Source organism: Lactococcus ileimucosae (assembly GCF_943193185.1).
Classification (GTDB): Bacteria; Bacillota; Bacilli; order Lactobacillales; family Streptococcaceae; genus Lactococcus; species Lactococcus ileimucosae.
Window position 1 is genome coordinate 114,294 of sequence record NZ_CALPDE010000003.1, and the last position, 18,280, is coordinate 132,573.

Here is an 18,280-nt window from a genome sequence, read left to right on the forward strand (position 1 = left end):
ACCAATTTTTTCTGGTAAAATGAAACTATGAAAAAAACAAGATTTTCGGTAACCCTTGATGAAAAGGGGAAACTCCTCCTAGAGCTTGCATCTGGTGCAAGCATCCGCATTTTTGAAAGTCACAATAGTCGCTTTGCCCTACAGGAGGGCGAAATATTTTTGTTGACGAAAAAAGGGCAGATTATTATGATTGCTGCGGATAAAAAGTCAATGCCCAAACTAGAGTTTGACAAAGTCATTGTCCTTAATCCCAACGCTTATGATATAGACAGCAACTATCTAGAGGCCTTTCTGATCGAAAAGGCACAGGAAGCAGGGATGAAACTGGCAGCACAAGCTGAGTCGCTCAAGATTCCTAAAAACATCTACCAAGCCTGCAGTAAAGCCGCGGCGGAATTTTTACCTAGCTTGGAAGCTTTCGGGTTTAAATTTGCGAAGAAAAAAGCTTTCTCCGCTAAGGCACAGCACCGTTGGAAAAAGGCAATTTCTGATATTGAATTTCACATTAAACATGAAGGAACATCTGGGACTGTTATCTGGCAAAAGTCTACTGAAATGCGCCTTCTTGCAGGGGCAAAGATTTTGCCTGATGATGCCGCCTCCAAAAGAGCAGATGGAACCTTTGGTTTGGCAGCAAAATTTACATTCACACTTAGAGAAGAAAACAAGGATAAATTTGACCCTAAAACTTGGACAACGACAGAGGATATCATTTTGCGCTCTGTGAATGAAGTGGGACATTTTCTTTATTTTGCAGGGACCAACAGTTGGTTGGAAATGTTTGATGATGAAGGGCGCTCTATACATGAACTGACTGTTGTCAACTAAGGAGCACTTATGATTGACTATACTTTGGAACACAAACCCTCTTTTGTGTTATCTGCTTACGGTTTTCCAGTCCAAGCTTCACTGCAAGATTATCGCACCTTATTGCTTGAAAAGGAACTGTTTGAAAAAACTTTACGAACAGATGGGCGTTTTGACAAACTCAAAAAACTGGCCAAAAATGACCGAGAATGGTCCGTCAATGATGATTACCATGGAAAAGCTTGGAACTATTTTGCGGTGGAAACCAGAAAAACAGTCAAGGACGATAGCCGCTTGATTAAATTCCCTGAGAGTGATTATATTGTTATCGCTGCTACTGCGGATAAGGAAGACATCTTTGAACAGTTGTCTCATCAAGCTTTCCGAAACATCCTCCCAACAATGACTGATTATGCTTACCTTGGCGGTTCAAATGCTGCCTATCGGCAAGAGAGAGGGGATGGGAGCTATTATGGAGAATTTTGGCTTCCTGTTGTGAAAAAATAAAAAGCCTCAGAAAAGGAAGACAAAAAGTTTTTGGAAAGGGTGTAAATGTATTTTTATGACAACTCGGCATTTTAACGGCGTTTGTCCTGAGCTTCACACCTTTCAAACTGAAATAACACGTGAGAGCCTCCCTTGCTCTCGTGATTTTTCATGCGCTTGTCATATAAAAAAATAATTTTATCAGAGTATACCAAAAAACGCTCAACCACAGCATTTTTATGCATAAGGTTAAGCGTTTTTCATTTTTGATATTTTTGTCTCAAGCTCTTTTTACAACAACTGTAGGCATAAACCACTTCTCCCCACAACAAGAAGGTGTTTTAGAAAAACTGCGAACTTTTTACATGTCGCGAAAAACAAGACTTGGGCGTGCATTGAGCGATAAATCAGCAAGATTTCCTTTTTCCATTTCAACAGAAGCCGCAGCAGCAATCATTCCAGCATTATCGCCACAGAGGCGAAGAGGGGGCAAGATAACCTTAATATCTGTCATATCAGTAGCCAAACGTTCGCGTAAACCTTGATTTGCAGACACCCCTCCTCCAACAATCAACGTCTTCGCTGGATACTGTTCAAGTGCGCGTTTTGTTTTTTCAATGAGAACATCTACTACCGCCGCTTGGAAGCTTGCTGCGAGATTTTCTAGATCATCCGCAACTAAGTCCTTTCCTTGTTGCTTTGCGTTATGTACAAGATTGATAAAGGCAGATTTGAGCCCGCTGAAAGACATCTCGAGACCATCTGCCGCGGTCATCATCGCACGTGGAAAAGCATAGGTATCTTTTCCTTTATGAGCGAGCTCATCAATTTCTTTTCCTGATGGGTAGGTCAGTCCCATCACACGTCCAACCTTATCATAGGCTTCTCCTGCGGCATCATCTCGTGTTTCCCCTATTTTCTTATAGTTCCCCTCAGATTCAACATAGACAAGCTCCGTATGCCCACCACTGACTAAAAGCGCCATTGCTGGATATTCAATCGTATCCACCAATGCAGCTGCCATAAGATGACCAGCCATGTGATTGACCGGAATAAGCGGGAGTTTATGAGCCCAGGCAAAAGTTTTCGCCGCCATAATCCCAATGAGCAAGGCACCAACAAGTCCAGGTCCTTCTGTTACAGCTACTGCTGTAAGATCGGAGGCCACGATGCCAGCTTCATCCAAGGCTTCATCGATACATGCTGTAATTTGTTCAACATGATGACGGCTGGCAACTTCCGGAACTACTCCACCAAAACGTTTGTGGCTATTCACTTGACTCGCGATGATATTAGAGAGAAGCTCTGTTCCATTTTTTAAAACAGCAACAGATGTTTCATCGCAAGAAGTTTCAAAAGCGAGTATATATTTATCCTTCATTTTATTGTATTTTCCTCATTAAAATCGCATTTTCTGTCGGATGCGAATAATAGTTTTTTCGAGTATGAAACTTTTCAAAATTATATTTTTGATATAAGTTTTGAGCAGGTATATTCGATTCTCTAACTTCTAAAAAAATTGTCCCAGAAAAATCCTTTATTTGTTCCATCAGAGCACTGGCAATTTTTTTACTTTGAAATTCTGGTTTGACTGCAAGATTGGTGATTTCCATATCACCCATGATAAGCTGAACAGACAAAAAACCAACCAGCTCTCCCTCAGCTTCTGCTAGAAAATAGGTGTCCGTTTTCAAGTTCTTCCTGAGATATGCTTCAGACCAAGGCGAGCGGCCATAGCAGGCTTTCAAAATTTTTTCTAGCTTGTGCGCTAACTTTGCTCTATCGGCTTTTTGAACATCAAGTCGCTTAATTTTTAGATTCATTTTTCAACTGCCTTGACATCCATACCGCATCTCCACCATCTTCATAATACTGTGAAATCAGCTTACCTGTTGAAAAACCTAAGCGCCGATAAAGCCCTTGGGCTTTGGTATTGTCACGGCGCACTTCAAGCGTTACCTCATTTTTACCGAGTAAGGTCATCAGTCGAATCATCTGGTTCACAAGATGAGTTCCCACTCCTCTCCCTTGATAGGCTACTGAAACAGCGAGGTTAGTGATGTGAACAACCTTCCCACGCTCTGTGAGACGAATACCAATAAATCCAATAAGTTTTCCGTCAACTCCCGCAGACACGAAAAAGGCATTTTCATTCTGAACAATTTCATGCTCAAAATGCGAAAAGGTCCATGGAACTTCACCATTATAAACATCACGCTCAATAGCTAGCATCTCGACAATGTCTTCACGTTCCGCTAAACGATATTCAACACCATCAATATTAGACTTTAACTCAACTTCATCCATATTTAGATAGCGGCGTGGTTCAAATCCTTTGAACATATTCGCCAGCAGCGCTTTCAGCTTCTTCATGTGTCTCCAACCATTTCTCTTCTGCTTCAACTTTTTTCAAATAATTTGGAGCAAAGCCATGAACTTCTACCGGTTCAAGACTTTTTCCAAGACGTGCCATTTGATAAGCCGAGGGTAATTTTTCTAAACTGTCTTCAATAATCTCAAAATTCGTAAACTCTGCCGCTTTGATATCAGCTACAAAATTCTCCGTCTCTCCTGTAAATACGATTGGCAAATTTTTATCCAATTTCTCTAAGAATTCATGAAAAGCACAATGCTGACCGGAAATGATTTCCTCGTCTCCCTTATAGAGGGCTGCATAGGCATTGCCACGGCGAGCGTCCATCACAGGAACGATTGCTTTATCTGTTTTCAGCCTTTTCGCGATAGCTAAGAGACTTGAGACACCTACAAGTTCTTTATTTAAACTGTAAGCCAATGTTTTTCCTACAGTAGCTGCCAGGCGCAAACCTGTATAAGAGCCTGGACCTTGTGCGACAACAATCCGATCAAGCGCACTTGCTTCAATAGCAGCCTGCTGCATCAAGAAATCCACGGAAGACATCAAAGTCGTGCTGTGATTTTTCTTTAAGTTTAGAGTAATTTCTCCCAATAAGACACCATTGTCAACAAGTGCCACAGATAGTGCCTTACTGGAACTGTCGAAAGCTAAAATTTTCACGAGTTATCTCTCCATTCTTCCTATTTCTATTATACCCTAATGTTTGCTGCTTTGTCTGAATGCTTAGGCTCAGAAAACATCTGAAAATCCTTTTTATAATCTAGAAGCATACGATAGCTTCTATTATAACATTTTTTATATTTCTTGAAATTTTTTTCTTTGATAATTTGTAAAGATTCACACTTGTTCTTTTTTCACAAGAGGAAATAGGCAGATGCAGACATTTCGTTTACCCCAAATGCACATTCAAAGCACACACATTCTTTCACTGCTTGTCTTCGCAAGATTATCCAACAGCTTCATTTGAAATTTGAAAAAGTCTAAATAAAAAGAGCTTGTGCTGAACAAGCTCTGCAGAGACCGTTTAAGACGGTTGATTCATATGTGTGCGTGTGCTTACTCCTCTTCTAAAGGGTGACCGTAAGCCCTTCCTGAGCACAGCATTAAAATAGCGAAAGCACCGCTCATCGTATCAGCAGCTTGAAACTTAGAAACTGCTGAAATGTGACAAGCTCACTGTGCTTGCATATGCGCCTAAACGTCAAAACTGAATTCGAAATTTCTTTCTCATTTCAGACAAACAAATAAGTTTAGTTTATCCGTAACTATTCAGACTTAGTGCGTTTTGCACCGTACAGTGAATACAAGACTAAACCAATAAGTAACCAGATAAAGCAATAGAGTTTTGCCAATCCATCGAGGTTTTCAAAGACAATGACTGAACCAATAGCACCTAAGGCTGGCAACCATGGATAAAATGGCATTTTATAGCTTGCCTCAGGCAAGTCTTTTCCTTCACGCGGACGAAGTGCAAATATTCCGACGGATACGAAGATAAAGGCAACCAGCGTTCCTGCTGAGATTAATTGCGCGAGGAAAGTGAACGGGAAAAAGGCACCGATAACTACTGAGATAGCAGTTAAAACCCATAAAGCGTTAGATGGATTTTCGCGTTTGTCGATTTTTCCAATGCTTTGTGGTAGCATACCATCACGTCCAAACGCGTAGAGCAGACGTGAGCCTGCAAGAATCATTCCAAGTAGAGCAACGAACATTCCTGTGTCTGCAACTATTGACACAATTTGTGAAAGAAGTGGGAAACCAGCTTCTGTAAGAGCCCATGATACAGGAGCCGCATTACCGGCATATGCTGAATAGTGATGCATTCCTACAAGAACGAGTGTTACTGCTGAAAACAAAGCAACGGCAATGGCGAGTGATCCCAAAATTCCCAATGGCATTGTGCGTTTTGGATTTTTCGCCTCAGCTGAATTAGCCGCAATAGAGTCAAATCCGATGTAAGCAAGGAAAATCATCGATACTCCTGCAAGTATACCTGATACACCACCAAATCCTGTGTTTGGATCATGTTTAGGAATAAATGGCACATAGTTTTGTGGTTTTATAACTGTTAAACCAACAACAATAAAGGTAAGGATAGCCAATACTTTTAAGACGACCAAGACCTGCGCAACTCTCCCCGCATCGCTCGCACCACGCCAAACGAAAAACGCTGCAATCAAAATAACTGCTAATGATATAATATCAACGATTCCGCCATTTGTTCCAAATGGATGTGCTAAAGCTGCAGGCAAATGAATATTAGCCGTTGCAAGCAAATGTTGGAAAGTAGCTGAAAAGCCTGAACCTACAAAGGCAACCGCAATAAAATATTCTGCAAGTAAAGCCCAACCTGCAATCCAACCAAAACCTTCTCCAAATAAAATAGAAATCCATGAATACGCAGATCCCGCAAATGGCATAACTGTTGACATTTCAGCGTATGCAAATGCTACCAAACCTGCTACAACAGCGGCAAGCAAGAATGAAAATACAACCGCTGGACCTGCAAACTTCGCTGCAACAATACCTGGCAGTGTAAAAATTGATGTTGAAATTATTGTCCCAACACCGAGCGCCAAAAAGTCCTTGACACCAAGTTTTTGTTCCAGCCGCTTATCTTTTTGGCTGTATGTTTCAAATTTTGCTTTCGTAGAAAACCCCATAATTTTTTCCTTCCTAGTGATTTATTTTTGCAAATCATCAAAGATGAAGACGAGGCAGCTAATGTTATTCATCTTTGTGCTCTCCATTTGCCTACTGGACTGCACTCCTAGAGGCCTGGACAAGTATGAACAAATGACCAGCACCATTTAAATGATGGTATTAATCGAATAATTTCGCAATATAAATTTTTCTGACTCTATCATTTTGATAATTCACATCATTAATCTTAACATTATTTTGGGAATAGTTCAAACAATTGCATAATATTTCCTTTGTCATATCCGTTACCGCTTTGCTCGCCCTTAACTCTAACTTTTCCTCTGTAACCTTTGCTTTTCATTATCTATAATTTATGCTAAAATGAGAGTAACTGTAAAACTGAAACATTGAGAAACAAAAGAAAGGAAGGCGAGTATTTACTCGCTCAAATATAAGATGATTTTCAAAGTATTTTACCAAAAAGATAAAACCCGTTCACCACGCCGTGAAACAACAGAAGTTCTCTATCTCGACCTTGATGTTACCGATACACGTGAGGGGATTATCTTAGCCCGCGAACTTTTAGCTAAGAACACAGATTACCTCGTTGAATTTATCGATTCACTTTCAGATGAAGCTGTTGAATATGAAAAAGAAAACGGCGGTCTTGAGATTACAAGCTTTTAATTTGAAAAAATAGGTAAATGCAGCCTACCTTACCATAAGATTTACAGCAAAACACTTTAGAAGGAGACGTCAGTCAAAAATCTAAAGTGATTTTGTCATACAACTATATAAATGAATAGAAAGAAAAAAATGATTAAACCACTTAAAATAAATAGCGATGAAGTCGCAGTTTACGCTATAGGCGGACTGGGCGAAATCGGAAAAAATACTTACGGTGTCGAATATAAGGATGAAATTATCATCATTGACGCGGGTATAAAATTTCCTGAGGATGATCTCTTAGGTGTTGACTATGTTATCCCTGACTATAGCTATATTGTCGCAAATGTCAACCGTATCAAGGGACTCTTTATTACACATGGACACGAAGATCACATTGGAGGGATTCCTTTCCTCCTCAAACAGGCAAACATTCCTATCTATGCTGGACCTCTGTCACTTGCTCTGATTCGTGGAAAGTTGGAAGAACACGGACTTTTGCGTGATGCAAAACTTTTTGAGATTCATGCGGATAGCGAAATCAAGTTCAACAACTTGAGTGTCAACTTCTTCCGAACAACCCACTCTATTCCAGAACCTCTAGGAATTGTTGTCGAAACACCCCAGGGTAAGATTGTTGCCACAGGTGACTTCAAGTTTGACTTTACACCTGTCGGCGAGCCTGCCGACCTCCATCGCATGGCAGCTCTTGGTGAAGAGGGTGTTCTACTGCTCCTCTCTGACTCAACAAATGCGGAAATCCCCATCTTCTCGCACTCTGAGAAAGTTGTTGGTCAAAATATCATGAAGATTTTTGAACGTATTGAAGGACGTATCATTTTTGCCTCATTTGCCTCAAATATCTTCCGCTTGCAGCAAGCAGTTGACGGTGCTGTAAAGACTGGACGTAAAATTGTCGTCTTTGGTCGCTCCATGGAAAAAGCTATCGTTAACGGTCTTGAACTCGGCTATATCAAAGCACCTAAAGGCACTTTCATTGAGCCAAATGAAGTCAACCAATACAACTCCAGTGAGCTTCTCATCATGTGTACCGGTTCGCAAGGTGAACCGATGGCTGCCTTGAGTCGTATCGCAAACGGCATGCACCGTCATATCACACTTCAAATGGGGGATACCGTCGTCTTCTCGTCTAACGCCATTCCAGGGAATACGCACGGTGTTAACCAGCTGGCGAATACAATCACTGAGGCTGGAGCGACTGTCGTTTATGGCAAGATGAACAACATCCACACCTCAGGTCACGGAGGCCAGCAGGAGCAAAAACTCATGCTACGTCTCATCAAACCAAAATACTTTATGCCTGTCCACGGTGAATACCGTATGCTTAAAATCCATGCTGGCCTCGCCCAAGACACTGGTGTGCCAAAAGAAAATTGTTTCATTTTGGAAAATGGTGACGTTCTTGCCCTGACTGCAGATTCAGCCCGTTATGCTGACCATTTCCCTGCTGCTGATACTTATGTCGATGGTTCAGGGATTGGTGATGTAGGAAATGCTGTACTTCACGACCGTCATGAACTTGCTGAAGACGGTATTGTTCTCGCTGTTGCAACTGTCGACTTCAAAAACAAAACTGTTCTTGCAGGACCTGATATGCTGAGTCGCGGCTTTATCTATATGCGGGAATCTGGTGATTTGATCCGTAATGGCCAACGTGTCCTCTTCAACGCCATACGTGAGGCAATGTTAAATACCGAAAATGTCAATGAAGCCTCTGTTGCCCGCGCGATGCGTGAAGCTCTTGCTCCTTTCCTGTACAAACAAACAGAACGTCGTCCACTGATTGTGCCAATGATTATGACGCCTGACGATAAGTAATATAAAAAAGAGCCCTGTGCGCTACATATCCAGCACATGGCTTTTTTCTACGACTCTTAAGGGTTCGTTTAGCTTTTTTTGCTACAGTTAAGGAAGTAAAAATATTTTTAATCCATCAAGGAGCCCCATGAATAAACTTTCCAAAATTATCTTCGCTTATTATCTTTTCTTTCTGTTTTGGGGCATTCTCTTTAAGTTCAACATTCAGGACACGCTAAATATTGCACAAAACTTTCCCACACGGAGCCTCAACCTTTCACCTTTTTCTGCCTCTGGCGGACGTTTAGAAGTCCTCTTCAATGTGCTTATCTTTATTCCTTTTGGCTTCTTTAGTATATACCTCTCAAAAAATAGATCCTTCCTCGGAAAGCTCTGGATGATTTTTACTGTGAGCTTCTTGGTGGAAATTCTCCAATATTTTTTAGGTATCGGAGCCAGCGACGTAACTGACTTAATCACCAATACTTTTGGAGGGCTAATCGGAATCGTCATTTACCAGATAACGCAGAAAAGTAAAAATGCTCAGAGTCTTGTCCATCTTCTTTTTGCTTTTTTCCTCGCCTTCTTTACGTTTCTCATCCTCTCTCACTAAAAAAGCTGACCCATGTCAGCTTTTTTCTATCTTCGCATATTCTTCCGAAAATCTTTGATGAAGCAGCACTTTTTCGTCCTCACTAATAAAAGCTCCATCAATGGCATAGTGATTAACTCTTTCAAAGTCACTGATTTGGAAATCATACCAGTTCGCAATTTTCTCATATTCTTTTTGCAGGCTGGTATTGCTAACGGTACGGTTGTCTGTATTTATCGTGACATGAATCCCACGTTTGTAAAGAGCCATAAAAGGATACTCAGACAGATCGCTGATGGCTTTAGTCTGGAAATTACTGCTTGGAGCCATTTCTAAGACAATTCCCAACTTTGTCAATATTTCTTGATATTCTGGAATATCCTTGGTCATAATGCCGTGCCCGATACGGGTGGCGCCCATTTCTACAGAATCAATAATATTCTGTGCACATCCGGGACACTCTCCGGCATGCAGGGTAACTTGCACACCACGGCTGGTTACTTTTTCCAACAATTTTTTAAACTTAACTTGGGGATAATTGACTTCATCACCTGCTAAGTCAAAGCCCACCAAATGGTTGTCAGCTATTTCATCAAAAAGTGGCAACAGCTTCTCTAAACGCTCTAGGGGAACTTGACGTAAACCACAGAGCAAGATATTCACAACAATATCAAAGTCTTCCTCTGCACGTGCCGCCCCAGCAATAACAGCTTCTACAGCTTCTTCAAGGGTCAAGTTTTTTTCCAAATGTTGACCAGGTGCAAAACGTATCTCGATGTACTTTACATTATCTTCCGCGGCTTGGCGCGCCACATCATAAGCCGCCATTTCTAGGTTAACATAGCTTTGAAGTAAGGGAAGAACAAAGTCAAAGCGTTCCAGATACTCCAAAAGACTTTGTGTTGTTTCGGGTGCTTGGGCGTGTTTGAGGATTTCTTCATCGCTCATATTCAAATCTTTTCCTATGTTATTTGCAAGTTGCTTGATGCAAGCCAAGCTGAGAGAACCATCAAGATGACAGTGAAGTTCAACCTTTGGCAATAAAGCAATCGTTTCTGGTTTAAGCATGAGATTATGGCCCCCGTAAAAATATATTTTTTCTATTTTACGCTTTTTTCTTGAGACATGCAACTCTTTTTCTTTTACTGAGAGGCGCTTTTCTCTTTCATTACGAAAAGCATATTCACTGGTGCAAGCCAAGAAAATAGTAAATAATTCTCAACATCAAAAAATCATATCTTTCTGATCCGTAGGATGTCAGAAGATATGATTTTTGTTTTAGGAGTTTATGCTTTAGTTGGGTTGGTTGATGATGAGGGCAGGGCGGGCGCCGCCATTACCATAGCTAGTTATCATATTGCCAGAACCGTTTCCTAATTCACCATTTTCTTCCGCATCACGGAAAGCTCCTACGTGCCATGCCTGTGTTGAAGATCTAGGGGTGCGTAACCACCACCATGCCGGTCCAGGATGGCCACTATTCTGAAAAGCGGCAAGACGCCCTAAACGATTAGGGAAAGCACGTCCTGGGCCTGATAAACGTGTAACATCTGCTAAAGATAGTGCAAAAGCACGTGGAGTACCATCTGTATCCACTTGAGTTAAATCTTCCGCAACCGTTGGGAAATCACTTAAGTTTATTGGTAACCATTGACCGGGGCCCTCAAACACAATATCTTCAGAAGCTACAGTCCCCGTCACAAAATTATCTGCCACCGGTCTTACCATCGCTTGAACTGTTGGTTCAAGGCTATCATACCATTCATTCATACGGATATCCTGATCATTCCAAGGAACACTTGTAATAGCATCATTCCGGATAATCATATGATTCCCAGACCCCATATTTTCAAGGTAGCGGTACTGCTCCCCGGCCATGGTAAAGATACGCCCCGGACGCATGGTCGAAAAGTCAAAGGCTGCTGGTGCACTGTCTTCGTTAGGCAATGGGTTTGGGCCGTCATCAAACATCACCCCGTTCTGGATGCCTCTGAGGAAGTCTTCTAACTCCGGATGGTGTTGCTCCCCATCATTGAGGAACTCCTCATGCTGGTCAGGACTGACTAAGCCACTCTCAACATGGATCCCATAGTAGTAAAAGCCGTTAAAGACCTTGTCCTCAATGGCAGCTGTCATCTCCGCTGCATCAAGCAGGTAAGAGCTGGCTTGCTCACTGTCCAGTCTGTTGGCCCAGTAAGCCCATCCTGTGTTGTGGTCAACCACCCAGAAGTTGCCTATCTTGTCTTCGTTAGGCAAGTTGCTCCACTGGTTCATGGTCATTGGGGCACGGTCTTGTGGGAGGTTTTGGGCAGTTTGGTTGGTCACTTCTTCTCCCGGCCAGATTGGACCACTGTTGTCAAAGTTTTCGTTTGCTGACCAGTAAGCATCAATTCCGTCTCCCGGGTGTGTCGCGCCGTCTGTGACCGCATCTGTAGCACCGTTCCCTTCGATCCAGTCTCGCGCATGACCAGCCGCTGCTGTTCTTAAATCCAGGTTGTCATGGTTGAAGGTGGGCATATACCATGGAGCATCTTGACCTGAACGTTCCCAACCAAAGATGAGGCTGGCATACTGGTCAAAGGCGTTTGAGGCATTGCTATTTTCTCGGTCATTGATATTGCCTGCGCTTGGGATCCATGTGGTCCAGTTTTCTACATCGTCACGGCTGGTCCCTGCGACCAGGGGCGTGAAGTTGGCTTCGTTACGCTGGCGGGTTTCGAGGAACTCGGACAGGCGTATCCGGGCCATGATTGGCCGTTCCCCGTAGTTTTCCACGAAGACGTCCTTGTTTTCGGTGTCACGGTTGTAGTAGTCGTGGACACGGCCGCCGACATTGATGTCCACTTCATTCAACCGATCATTGATGGCCCGTTGGTTGAAGGCTTGGAAGGCGAAGGTGCCGCCTACTGCGAGTAACAAGAGCGACAGGAGTGCGAGGTTGCGCAGCCGCCGCTGTTTTTTCTTTTCTGGTGTCATAAACTCCTCCTTTGGCGTAACATTTACTTTTGGTTTTTCATTACAAGAAAATTTCTAATGTTACGTTTACTTTCTGAGTCTATAGTATAAAAAAAAAAGGTCAAATGAAATGAGTGTTTGATGAGAAAAGCGAGGGGGACTTTCACTTGATCTTGCTTTCAGCTTCCGTGGTCAGCGCCTGAAAAGTGGATAAAAAAGAAGCTTCTGACTAGGCAGGAGCTTCTTCATCCCTATCTTTTTTCTTACTTTCTCTTAGTTTACCACGACACTTGCCGCAGGCGTATTTCTTGATATCAATCTTACGCTGCCGCTGATAAACCTGCTGGCAGCTTTGACAGACATAAGTATATCTTACCTCCTTTATAGACGGAGCATAGCGCAGACCTCCAACTTGCGCAAGCAGCGTTTTGAAGTCCTTATCTTTATGCCTGTAACCTCTTTTTTGAGCAAAGAGATGATAGTGTACCAGCTCATGCAGGATAATACGGTCAAACTCTGGCAGTTCCGCCATCTTAGGGTTAAAATCCAAGTGCATATCCTTGGGGAAAAAGCGACCGCCCGTGCTGCGCAAACGGTTATTCCACTGAGCTCTATGTCTAAAAGGACGACCAAACTTTGCCAAGGAAAGTTGGCGTACATGGTTAGTCAACTCTTTATTGTTCACGTGGCTCTACCAAAGTCAGATTGATTTTTCCGCGTTCTTGATCAATGGACTTGACCCAAACTGTCACAATCTGTCCAACAGCAACGACTTCATGAGGATTTTTGACAAAGTTTTTGCTCAGATCGGAAACATGAATCAAGCCATCATTTTTAATACCAATATCCACAAAGGCTCCAAAATCAACAACGTTACGAACTGCTCCTTCAAGTTTTTGCCCCACGCGCAAATCTTCAGCAGAAAGGACATCCTGACGTAAAAGGGGCGCATCAAAACTATCGCGTAAGTCACGGCCCGGTTTTATTAAGTCAGAAATAATATCGGTCAAGGTTTCTTGTCCCACGCCCAGATGTTCTGACATTTCTTTGACATCAACCGTTTTCAACACTTCTGCCAAATGCGCATCACCCTCGGACAAGCCAAGATACTGAAGCAACTCCTTAACAACTTTATAGGACTCTGGATGAACTCCGGTATTGTCCAAAAAGTTCTTGGCATCAGGTATGCGAAGAAAACCGGCTGCTTGCTCAAAAGCTTTAGCTCCTAAGCGTGGCACTTGTTTCAGCTGGCTGCGACTTGTCAATGCACCATTTTCTTCACGGAATTTTACGACATTATTCGCTAGGGTTTTGTTAAATCCAGCCACATGAGAAAGAAGGGCTGGACTAGCTGTGTTTACATTTACCCCGACTTGGTTAACAACTGTTTCGACCACAAAATCTAGGTTTTCGGTCAGTTTCTTCTCCGACACATCATGCTGATATTGTCCTACACCAATAGCTTTCGGCTCGATTTTAACCAACTCGGCTAATGGATCTTGCAGACGGCGGGCAATGGAAACCGCTGAGCGTTTTTCAACAGTGAGGTCAGGAAACTCTTCCCGCGCCAGCTCTGAAGCAGAGTAAACTGAAGCGCCAGACTCGCTGACAATGACGTAAAAGACATCTGATAAGCTATTTTCCTTAAGCACTTCCGCCACAAAAGCTTCTGACTCCCGACTGGCCGTACCGTTACCAATAGCAATCATATCCACTTTGTAGGTTGATATAAGTTCCACCAAGTCTTTTTTAGCCTGAGCGATTTGGCTGGCATTTGCTGGTTTTACAGGGTAAATGACCTTTGTGGTGAGAAGCTTCCCTGTAGCATCCACGATGGCCAACTTTGCCCCTGTACGGTAGGCAGGATCAAAGCCCATAACTGTACGCTCCTTTAGTGGTGCAACCAGAAGCAAATTCTTTAAATTTTCACCAAAAACTTCGATAGCCGCATCTTCTGCTTTTTCTGTTAACTCAGCGCGAACTGCCCGTTCCATGGCAGGAAGCAATTTTTTCTTTACTGCTTCCTTAATTGCCAAACTCATATATTTGTTATTGCGAGCAGCAAAACGGTTCTCGAAGAAACGTAAGATTTTGTCCTCGTTATGTTCAAACTTCACAGAAAGAACACCTAGCTTTTCGCCACGGTTAAGGGCAAGCACGCGGTGGTTAGGGAGTTCTGCAATTTTTTCCGAAAATTCATAGTAAATTTGAAAGACCTTTTTCTCATCTAAGCTTTGATCTTTGAGGCTACTTTCAATCAGACTGTTTTGTTTGCCCTCACTTAAAAGCCAACTCCGCAGTTTAGCATCCTCAGATATTGCTTCCGCCAAGATATCCATAGCACCTTGTAGTGCTTTTGCGGCAGTTTCAAAATTCTCATTTGTAAAACTTTCAGCTTCTTCTTCAATATTTGCGGCGTTTTTTACGATAAGCTGTGCAAGTGGAAAAAGACCATTCTCTTTAGCAATTGTTGCTTTGGTACGACGCTTTTCTTTATAGGGAAGATAGAGGTCTTCTACTTCTGAAAGTTTCTGCGCAGCCTGTATCTGGGCTTTAAGCTGGTCCGTTAACTTCCCCTGCTCTTCAATTTTTGAGAGTACGGCTGTTTTGCGATCAGCCAACTTTGTCAGGCTGTCGTTTTCATTGATGATTTTTTTAATCTCAACTTCGTCTAAACTTCCAGTAACTTCTTTTCGGTAACGAGCAATAAAAGGTACAGTGTTCCCCTCTGCTGTAAGTTCAAGAACTTTTTGTACTTGGGAGCTTTGAATATTTAGCAGTTCAGCTATTTTTTGCGTATTTTCCATACCTCCATTTTATCATATTAGCAGCAATTTCATTTCATCCCGAAAAAAAAATGGATGGGAAGCAAAAAATACTTCCATCCATTTCATAAGAGGCTTAAAGCCAAAGGAATAACAAGCTTAGCTTTTCGGCATTTCACAGCTGTCAGACTGTCGAAGACTATTTTGAAAAGGCAAAATCAACGCAAGTGCAAAACAGGGTAAACTTTTCTGGGGAAGCACAGGAACTCTCTCCAAATGGAGAGAGTTCCTAATAGACTTCAAAATTTCTTGTGATCTTACACTTCTTTATGGTTTTTTCACGACAAACAAAGGATATCTTTCTTTGCTACAAGGTATCTTGGCTTTAGATTGTATTAAAAATCATAAGTGTTTGCTTTGTTGATAAAACAATAATTTCCAAAAACAATTACTGAGTAAAACCAAAGACTTCTTTTCTATCGTAGAGTTTCATTAGTTTTTCAAAGATAAATTGTGCGAGAAGTGCAGCTGCAATCGGAACGATGAACCATGTCAAGAAAGCAAGGAGCAGAGACAATCCTGCTTCCAAGGAAGCAAGGGGACCAACCAAACCAACTAAGCCAAAACCAGCCGAGCTAGGCACACCCGATATGCTCAGTAAAGCTACAGGAACAGCTGATATAATGGCTGTAAATAGGCAGGGAAGCATAATTATCGGATGTCTAAATAAGTTAGGCATCATCATCTTCATGGCACCTAAAGCTATGGCAACAGTAACACCCGACTTGTTCACGCGCCAAGAATTAACCACCAATACCAAGGTTGTCGCAGCCACGCCCATCGCTGCTGCACCAGCTGAAACGCCACTAAGCTGGATAGCCATCCCGATAGCTACTGTTGATAAAGGAGAGATGATAAGAAGTGCAAATGAGCAAGAAATCAATATACTCATCAGGATAGGTTGTAATGTTGTAAAAGAATTAATTCCCGCTCCAATAGCTGTTGTGATGCGTACCACATAAGGCAGGAGTAACAAACCAAGAAAACCACTGCCTGCACCGATAATAATTGGATTAAGCACAATTCCTACTGAACCAAAGCGATGGCTTAATAATTTGACCATGATGACTGCAAGCGCTGCAGTTAACATCGTATTTACAATATCGCCGGTCCCTGATCCAACATAAGCTTTCACCGCTGGATTAAATCGTATAACACCTGAACCAACAAAGGCTGCGCCTGCCACGACAGACATCTGCATCGGGTTAAAGCCAAACTGTAAGGCAATCAAGGCGCCGATAAGTAAAGGTGTTGCCATTTGAAAAATAAGGACAACTTGACCTAAAGTATCTAAAAGTGGTGCCTTGCCTAAAACTTTTAATAGAGCTGCCAATACTGCGTTAGGAATTAATCCGACAATAATACCAATGGCAGTTCCATTTAGAACTTTATTTACAAAATCAAGTATTGGTTTTTCTGTTTGTTTTTTGGTACTCATTGTTTTTTCCTTTCATTTATTTTACATTCAAAATTTCCTCTTTACAATGTATAAGCTGTGTTAGAAAAGCACAGTATGGCGTTGCAATTCCATATTTTTGGCCTTTCTTCACGATAGCGCCATTGATATAATCAATTTCTGTTAAACGATGGTTAATCATCAAGTCTTGATACATAGAGGGGTAGTGTAAACCAATTCCCTCAGGATCAAATGTAGCTTGGATTTGTGCGATAGCCACCTCTGCCTCCAACTCTACACCCTCCTGTGCCGCAACACTGATAAATTCGTTAACAATTGTTCGAATAATTGTATCCGCATGTGTTGTGTTACCAAATCCCGCAATGTTCACATCTAAAAGGGTGCAAAGACCATTCAAGGTTCCATTAACACAGGCTTTTTTATAAATTGAGTAAAGAACATTTTCAGAATACATGGCATTTAGCCCTGCTTCATTCAAGACTGCAACAACTTCTTCTGCACCCTTTTGACCGTCGGGATGAATGTTTTGCAAGTCTACACTTCCTTGACCAAATAATTTTATCCGACCTGGTCCCTCCATACCTGCAGTCCACATGGTATTTCCAAGTAAAATATTTTCTTTAGCAACATATTTTTCAACAATATCTTCATGACCAATGCCGTTTAATAGACAAAGAACTTTTGTATTTTCATGGATTACGGATTGAATGGCTTGTAGCATTGAGTCTAACTGCATTGCTTTTGTAAATAAAATAATGAGGTCGACTTCTAAATTTTTATCCACCAATTCAGAAGGTAAATACATGGGCAATTCTACAACGCGCTTTTCCCCATCCAAATTAATATGAAGCCCGTTTTCTTGAACAGCCTTGACATGCTCTTTCCATTGATCAATCAATATGACATCTTGACCAGACTGAGAGAGCATGTAGCCAAAACGGCTTCCCATAGCGCCAGCACCTGCAATTGCAATTTTCATTTTTCTTCCTACTTTCTTCCTAGAGACTTGTGTTTATGTATTCACAATTTATATTTTACATTATTTTTTTATATTTTTCAGTGGTTCTTCCCACCCTTGGTACTCCACCTAAGAAAATAGCTCGGGCACATTGTTAAGCCTCAAGTCTGCTTTTTCATGTGATGAACATTAAGTATCGTACTCAAATAAGGTGCTTCATTTTTCAAGCTCACTCCAGAAATCATCTGCTATTTTATGAATAGATGGTTTTTGCTTCACCTGAACGATATTCTTTTTATCTTTCAAGCTTTTTAAAATATTTTTTAGCTTTTGGCGAGAAATTCCTATACCTCTTGCCAAGTCTGCATCGGTCAGCACATACAAATTGTCATACATCCGCACCTGAGCAAGAGGATATATGACTGAACGTTCATCGCCAGTCGGCTCATATTTTTGAATATTTTCCCGTAAAGCACTAAGTTTACTGTTCCAATTTCCCAAGGAATTCAAGACCTTCTCCTGTGCCTTGAATAGAAGGACAAACATATCCAAGATAAAAATAACAGATAAGAAAACTCTCCTGAACTTTTCTTCAAAAGACAGGTATTAAAAAAATTTTAATACTGTATAAGAAATTAAATCTCGCCAGTATGTCTCTGTGATTGTATGAGGCACAATAACATTGAATAGCATCACTATTCAATCCTTAGAATTTGAATCTCAGTTTTTGAGA

17 protein-coding genes are annotated in these 18,280 nt (G+C 41.7%); 5 read left to right on the forward strand and 12 right to left on the reverse strand.

Going from position 1 to position 18,280, the window contains the following annotated elements; all coding sequences use genetic code 11:
• Window positions 1-27 precede the first annotated feature (27 nt).
• Together NFR51_RS02540 and NFR51_RS02545 are read left to right on the forward strand one after the other, a co-directional pair.
• On the forward strand, window positions 28-828 hold the full coding sequence (locus tag NFR51_RS02540; protein WP_251712187.1) for a hypothetical protein: 801 nt from the start codon (window positions 28-30) through the stop codon (window positions 826-828).
• A 9-nt stretch (window positions 829-837) separates the two neighbouring features.
• The gene (locus tag NFR51_RS02545) at window positions 838-1,314 is read left to right on the forward strand and encodes an effector binding domain-containing protein (RefSeq protein ID WP_251712188.1); all 477 of its coding nucleotides are present in this window, start codon (window positions 838-840) and stop codon (window positions 1,312-1,314) included.
• A gap of 340 nt (window positions 1,315-1,654) precedes the next feature.
• On the opposite strand, the gene tsaD is transcribed toward NFR51_RS02545, so the two are convergent.
• From tsaD to bcaP, 5 genes are all read right to left on the reverse strand, one after another.
• Window positions 1,655-2,674 (reverse strand): tRNA (adenosine(37)-N6)-threonylcarbamoyltransferase complex transferase subunit TsaD, encoded by a 1,020-nt coding sequence (gene tsaD, locus NFR51_RS02550; RefSeq protein WP_251712189.1) that lies wholly within the window; start codon window positions 2,672-2,674, stop codon window positions 1,655-1,657.
• 1 nt (window position 2,675) lies between these two features.
• Window positions 2,676-3,116: a ribosomal protein S18-alanine N-acetyltransferase gene (gene rimI / locus NFR51_RS02555; protein ID WP_251712190.1), complete on the reverse strand. Its 441-nt coding sequence runs from the start codon at window positions 3,114-3,116 to the stop codon at window positions 2,676-2,678.
• Window positions 3,100-3,636: a ribosomal protein S18-alanine N-acetyltransferase gene (gene rimI, locus NFR51_RS02560; protein WP_251712242.1), complete on the reverse strand. Its 537-nt coding sequence runs from the start codon at window positions 3,634-3,636 to the stop codon at window positions 3,100-3,102. Before rimI (NFR51_RS02560) ends, rimI (NFR51_RS02555) begins: the two co-directional genes overlap by 17 nt.
• On the reverse strand, window positions 3,620-4,330 hold the full coding sequence (tsaB, locus tag NFR51_RS02565) for a tRNA (adenosine(37)-N6)-threonylcarbamoyltransferase complex dimerization subunit type 1 TsaB (RefSeq protein ID WP_251712191.1): 711 nt from the start codon (window positions 4,328-4,330) through the stop codon (window positions 3,620-3,622). The genes rimI (NFR51_RS02560) and tsaB overlap by 17 nt, the downstream gene beginning before the upstream one ends.
• Before the next feature lie 605 nt (window positions 4,331-4,935).
• Window positions 4,936-6,336 carry a branched-chain amino acid permease BcaP gene (bcaP, locus tag NFR51_RS02570; RefSeq protein ID WP_202231383.1) on the reverse strand — a complete coding sequence of 467 codons (1,401 nt, stop codon included), beginning with the start codon at window positions 6,334-6,336 and terminating at the stop codon, window positions 4,936-4,938.
• 436 nt (window positions 6,337-6,772) lie between these two features.
• Here bcaP and NFR51_RS02575 point away from each other — a divergent pair, with 436 nt between their 5' ends.
• The 3 genes from NFR51_RS02575 to NFR51_RS02585 all read left to right on the forward strand — a co-directional run bounded on the left by NFR51_RS02575 (window position 6,773) and on the right by NFR51_RS02585 (window position 9,413).
• On the forward strand, window positions 6,773-7,003 hold the full coding sequence (locus NFR51_RS02575) for a DNA-directed RNA polymerase subunit epsilon (protein WP_251712192.1): 231 nt from the start codon (window positions 6,773-6,775) through the stop codon (window positions 7,001-7,003).
• A 129-nt stretch (window positions 7,004-7,132) separates the two neighbouring features.
• Window positions 7,133-8,821 carry a ribonuclease J1 gene (gene rnjA / locus NFR51_RS02580; RefSeq protein WP_251712243.1) on the forward strand — a complete coding sequence of 563 codons (1,689 nt, stop codon included), beginning with the start codon at window positions 7,133-7,135 and terminating at the stop codon, window positions 8,819-8,821.
• 127 nt (window positions 8,822-8,948) lie between these two features.
• Window positions 8,949-9,413 (forward strand): VanZ family protein, encoded by a 465-nt coding sequence (locus tag NFR51_RS02585; protein ID WP_251712193.1) that lies wholly within the window; start codon window positions 8,949-8,951, stop codon window positions 9,411-9,413.
• 15 nt (window positions 9,414-9,428) lie between these two features.
• Here NFR51_RS02585 and add read toward each other — a convergent pair whose 3' ends face one another.
• The 7 genes from add to NFR51_RS02620 all read right to left on the reverse strand — a co-directional run bounded on the left by add (window position 9,429) and on the right by NFR51_RS02620 (window position 18,057).
• Window positions 9,429-10,460: an adenosine deaminase gene (gene add / locus NFR51_RS02590; RefSeq protein ID WP_251712194.1), complete on the reverse strand. Its 1,032-nt coding sequence runs from the start codon at window positions 10,458-10,460 to the stop codon at window positions 9,429-9,431.
• A 225-nt stretch (window positions 10,461-10,685) separates the two neighbouring features.
• Window positions 10,686-12,368 carry a hypothetical protein gene (locus NFR51_RS02595; RefSeq protein WP_251712195.1) on the reverse strand — a complete coding sequence of 561 codons (1,683 nt, stop codon included), beginning with the start codon at window positions 12,366-12,368 and terminating at the stop codon, window positions 10,686-10,688.
• Window positions 12,369-12,576: 208 nt separating this feature from the next.
• On the reverse strand, window positions 12,577-13,032 hold the full coding sequence (locus tag NFR51_RS02600; protein ID WP_251712196.1) for a SprT family protein: 456 nt from the start codon (window positions 13,030-13,032) through the stop codon (window positions 12,577-12,579).
• Entirely contained in the window at window positions 13,022-15,154 is a 2,133-nt protein-coding gene (locus tag NFR51_RS02605) for a Tex family protein (RefSeq protein ID WP_251712197.1), read from the reverse strand. Before NFR51_RS02605 ends, NFR51_RS02600 begins: the two co-directional genes overlap by 11 nt.
• A 406-nt stretch (window positions 15,155-15,560) precedes the next feature.
• Window positions 15,561-16,610, reverse strand: coding sequence for a PTS sugar transporter subunit IIC (locus NFR51_RS02610; RefSeq protein WP_251712198.1), 1,050 nt, complete (start codon window positions 16,608-16,610; stop codon window positions 15,561-15,563).
• Between the two features lie 16 nt (window positions 16,611-16,626).
• Window positions 16,627-17,568: a 2-dehydropantoate 2-reductase gene (locus NFR51_RS02615; protein WP_251712199.1), complete on the reverse strand. Its 942-nt coding sequence runs from the start codon at window positions 17,566-17,568 to the stop codon at window positions 16,627-16,629.
• A 195-nt stretch (window positions 17,569-17,763) separates the two neighbouring features.
• Window positions 17,764-18,057, reverse strand: a complete 294-nt coding sequence (locus tag NFR51_RS02620) for a hypothetical protein (RefSeq protein ID WP_251712200.1) — start codon at window positions 18,055-18,057, stop codon at window positions 17,764-17,766.
• Window positions 18,058-18,280 lie beyond the last annotated feature (223 nt).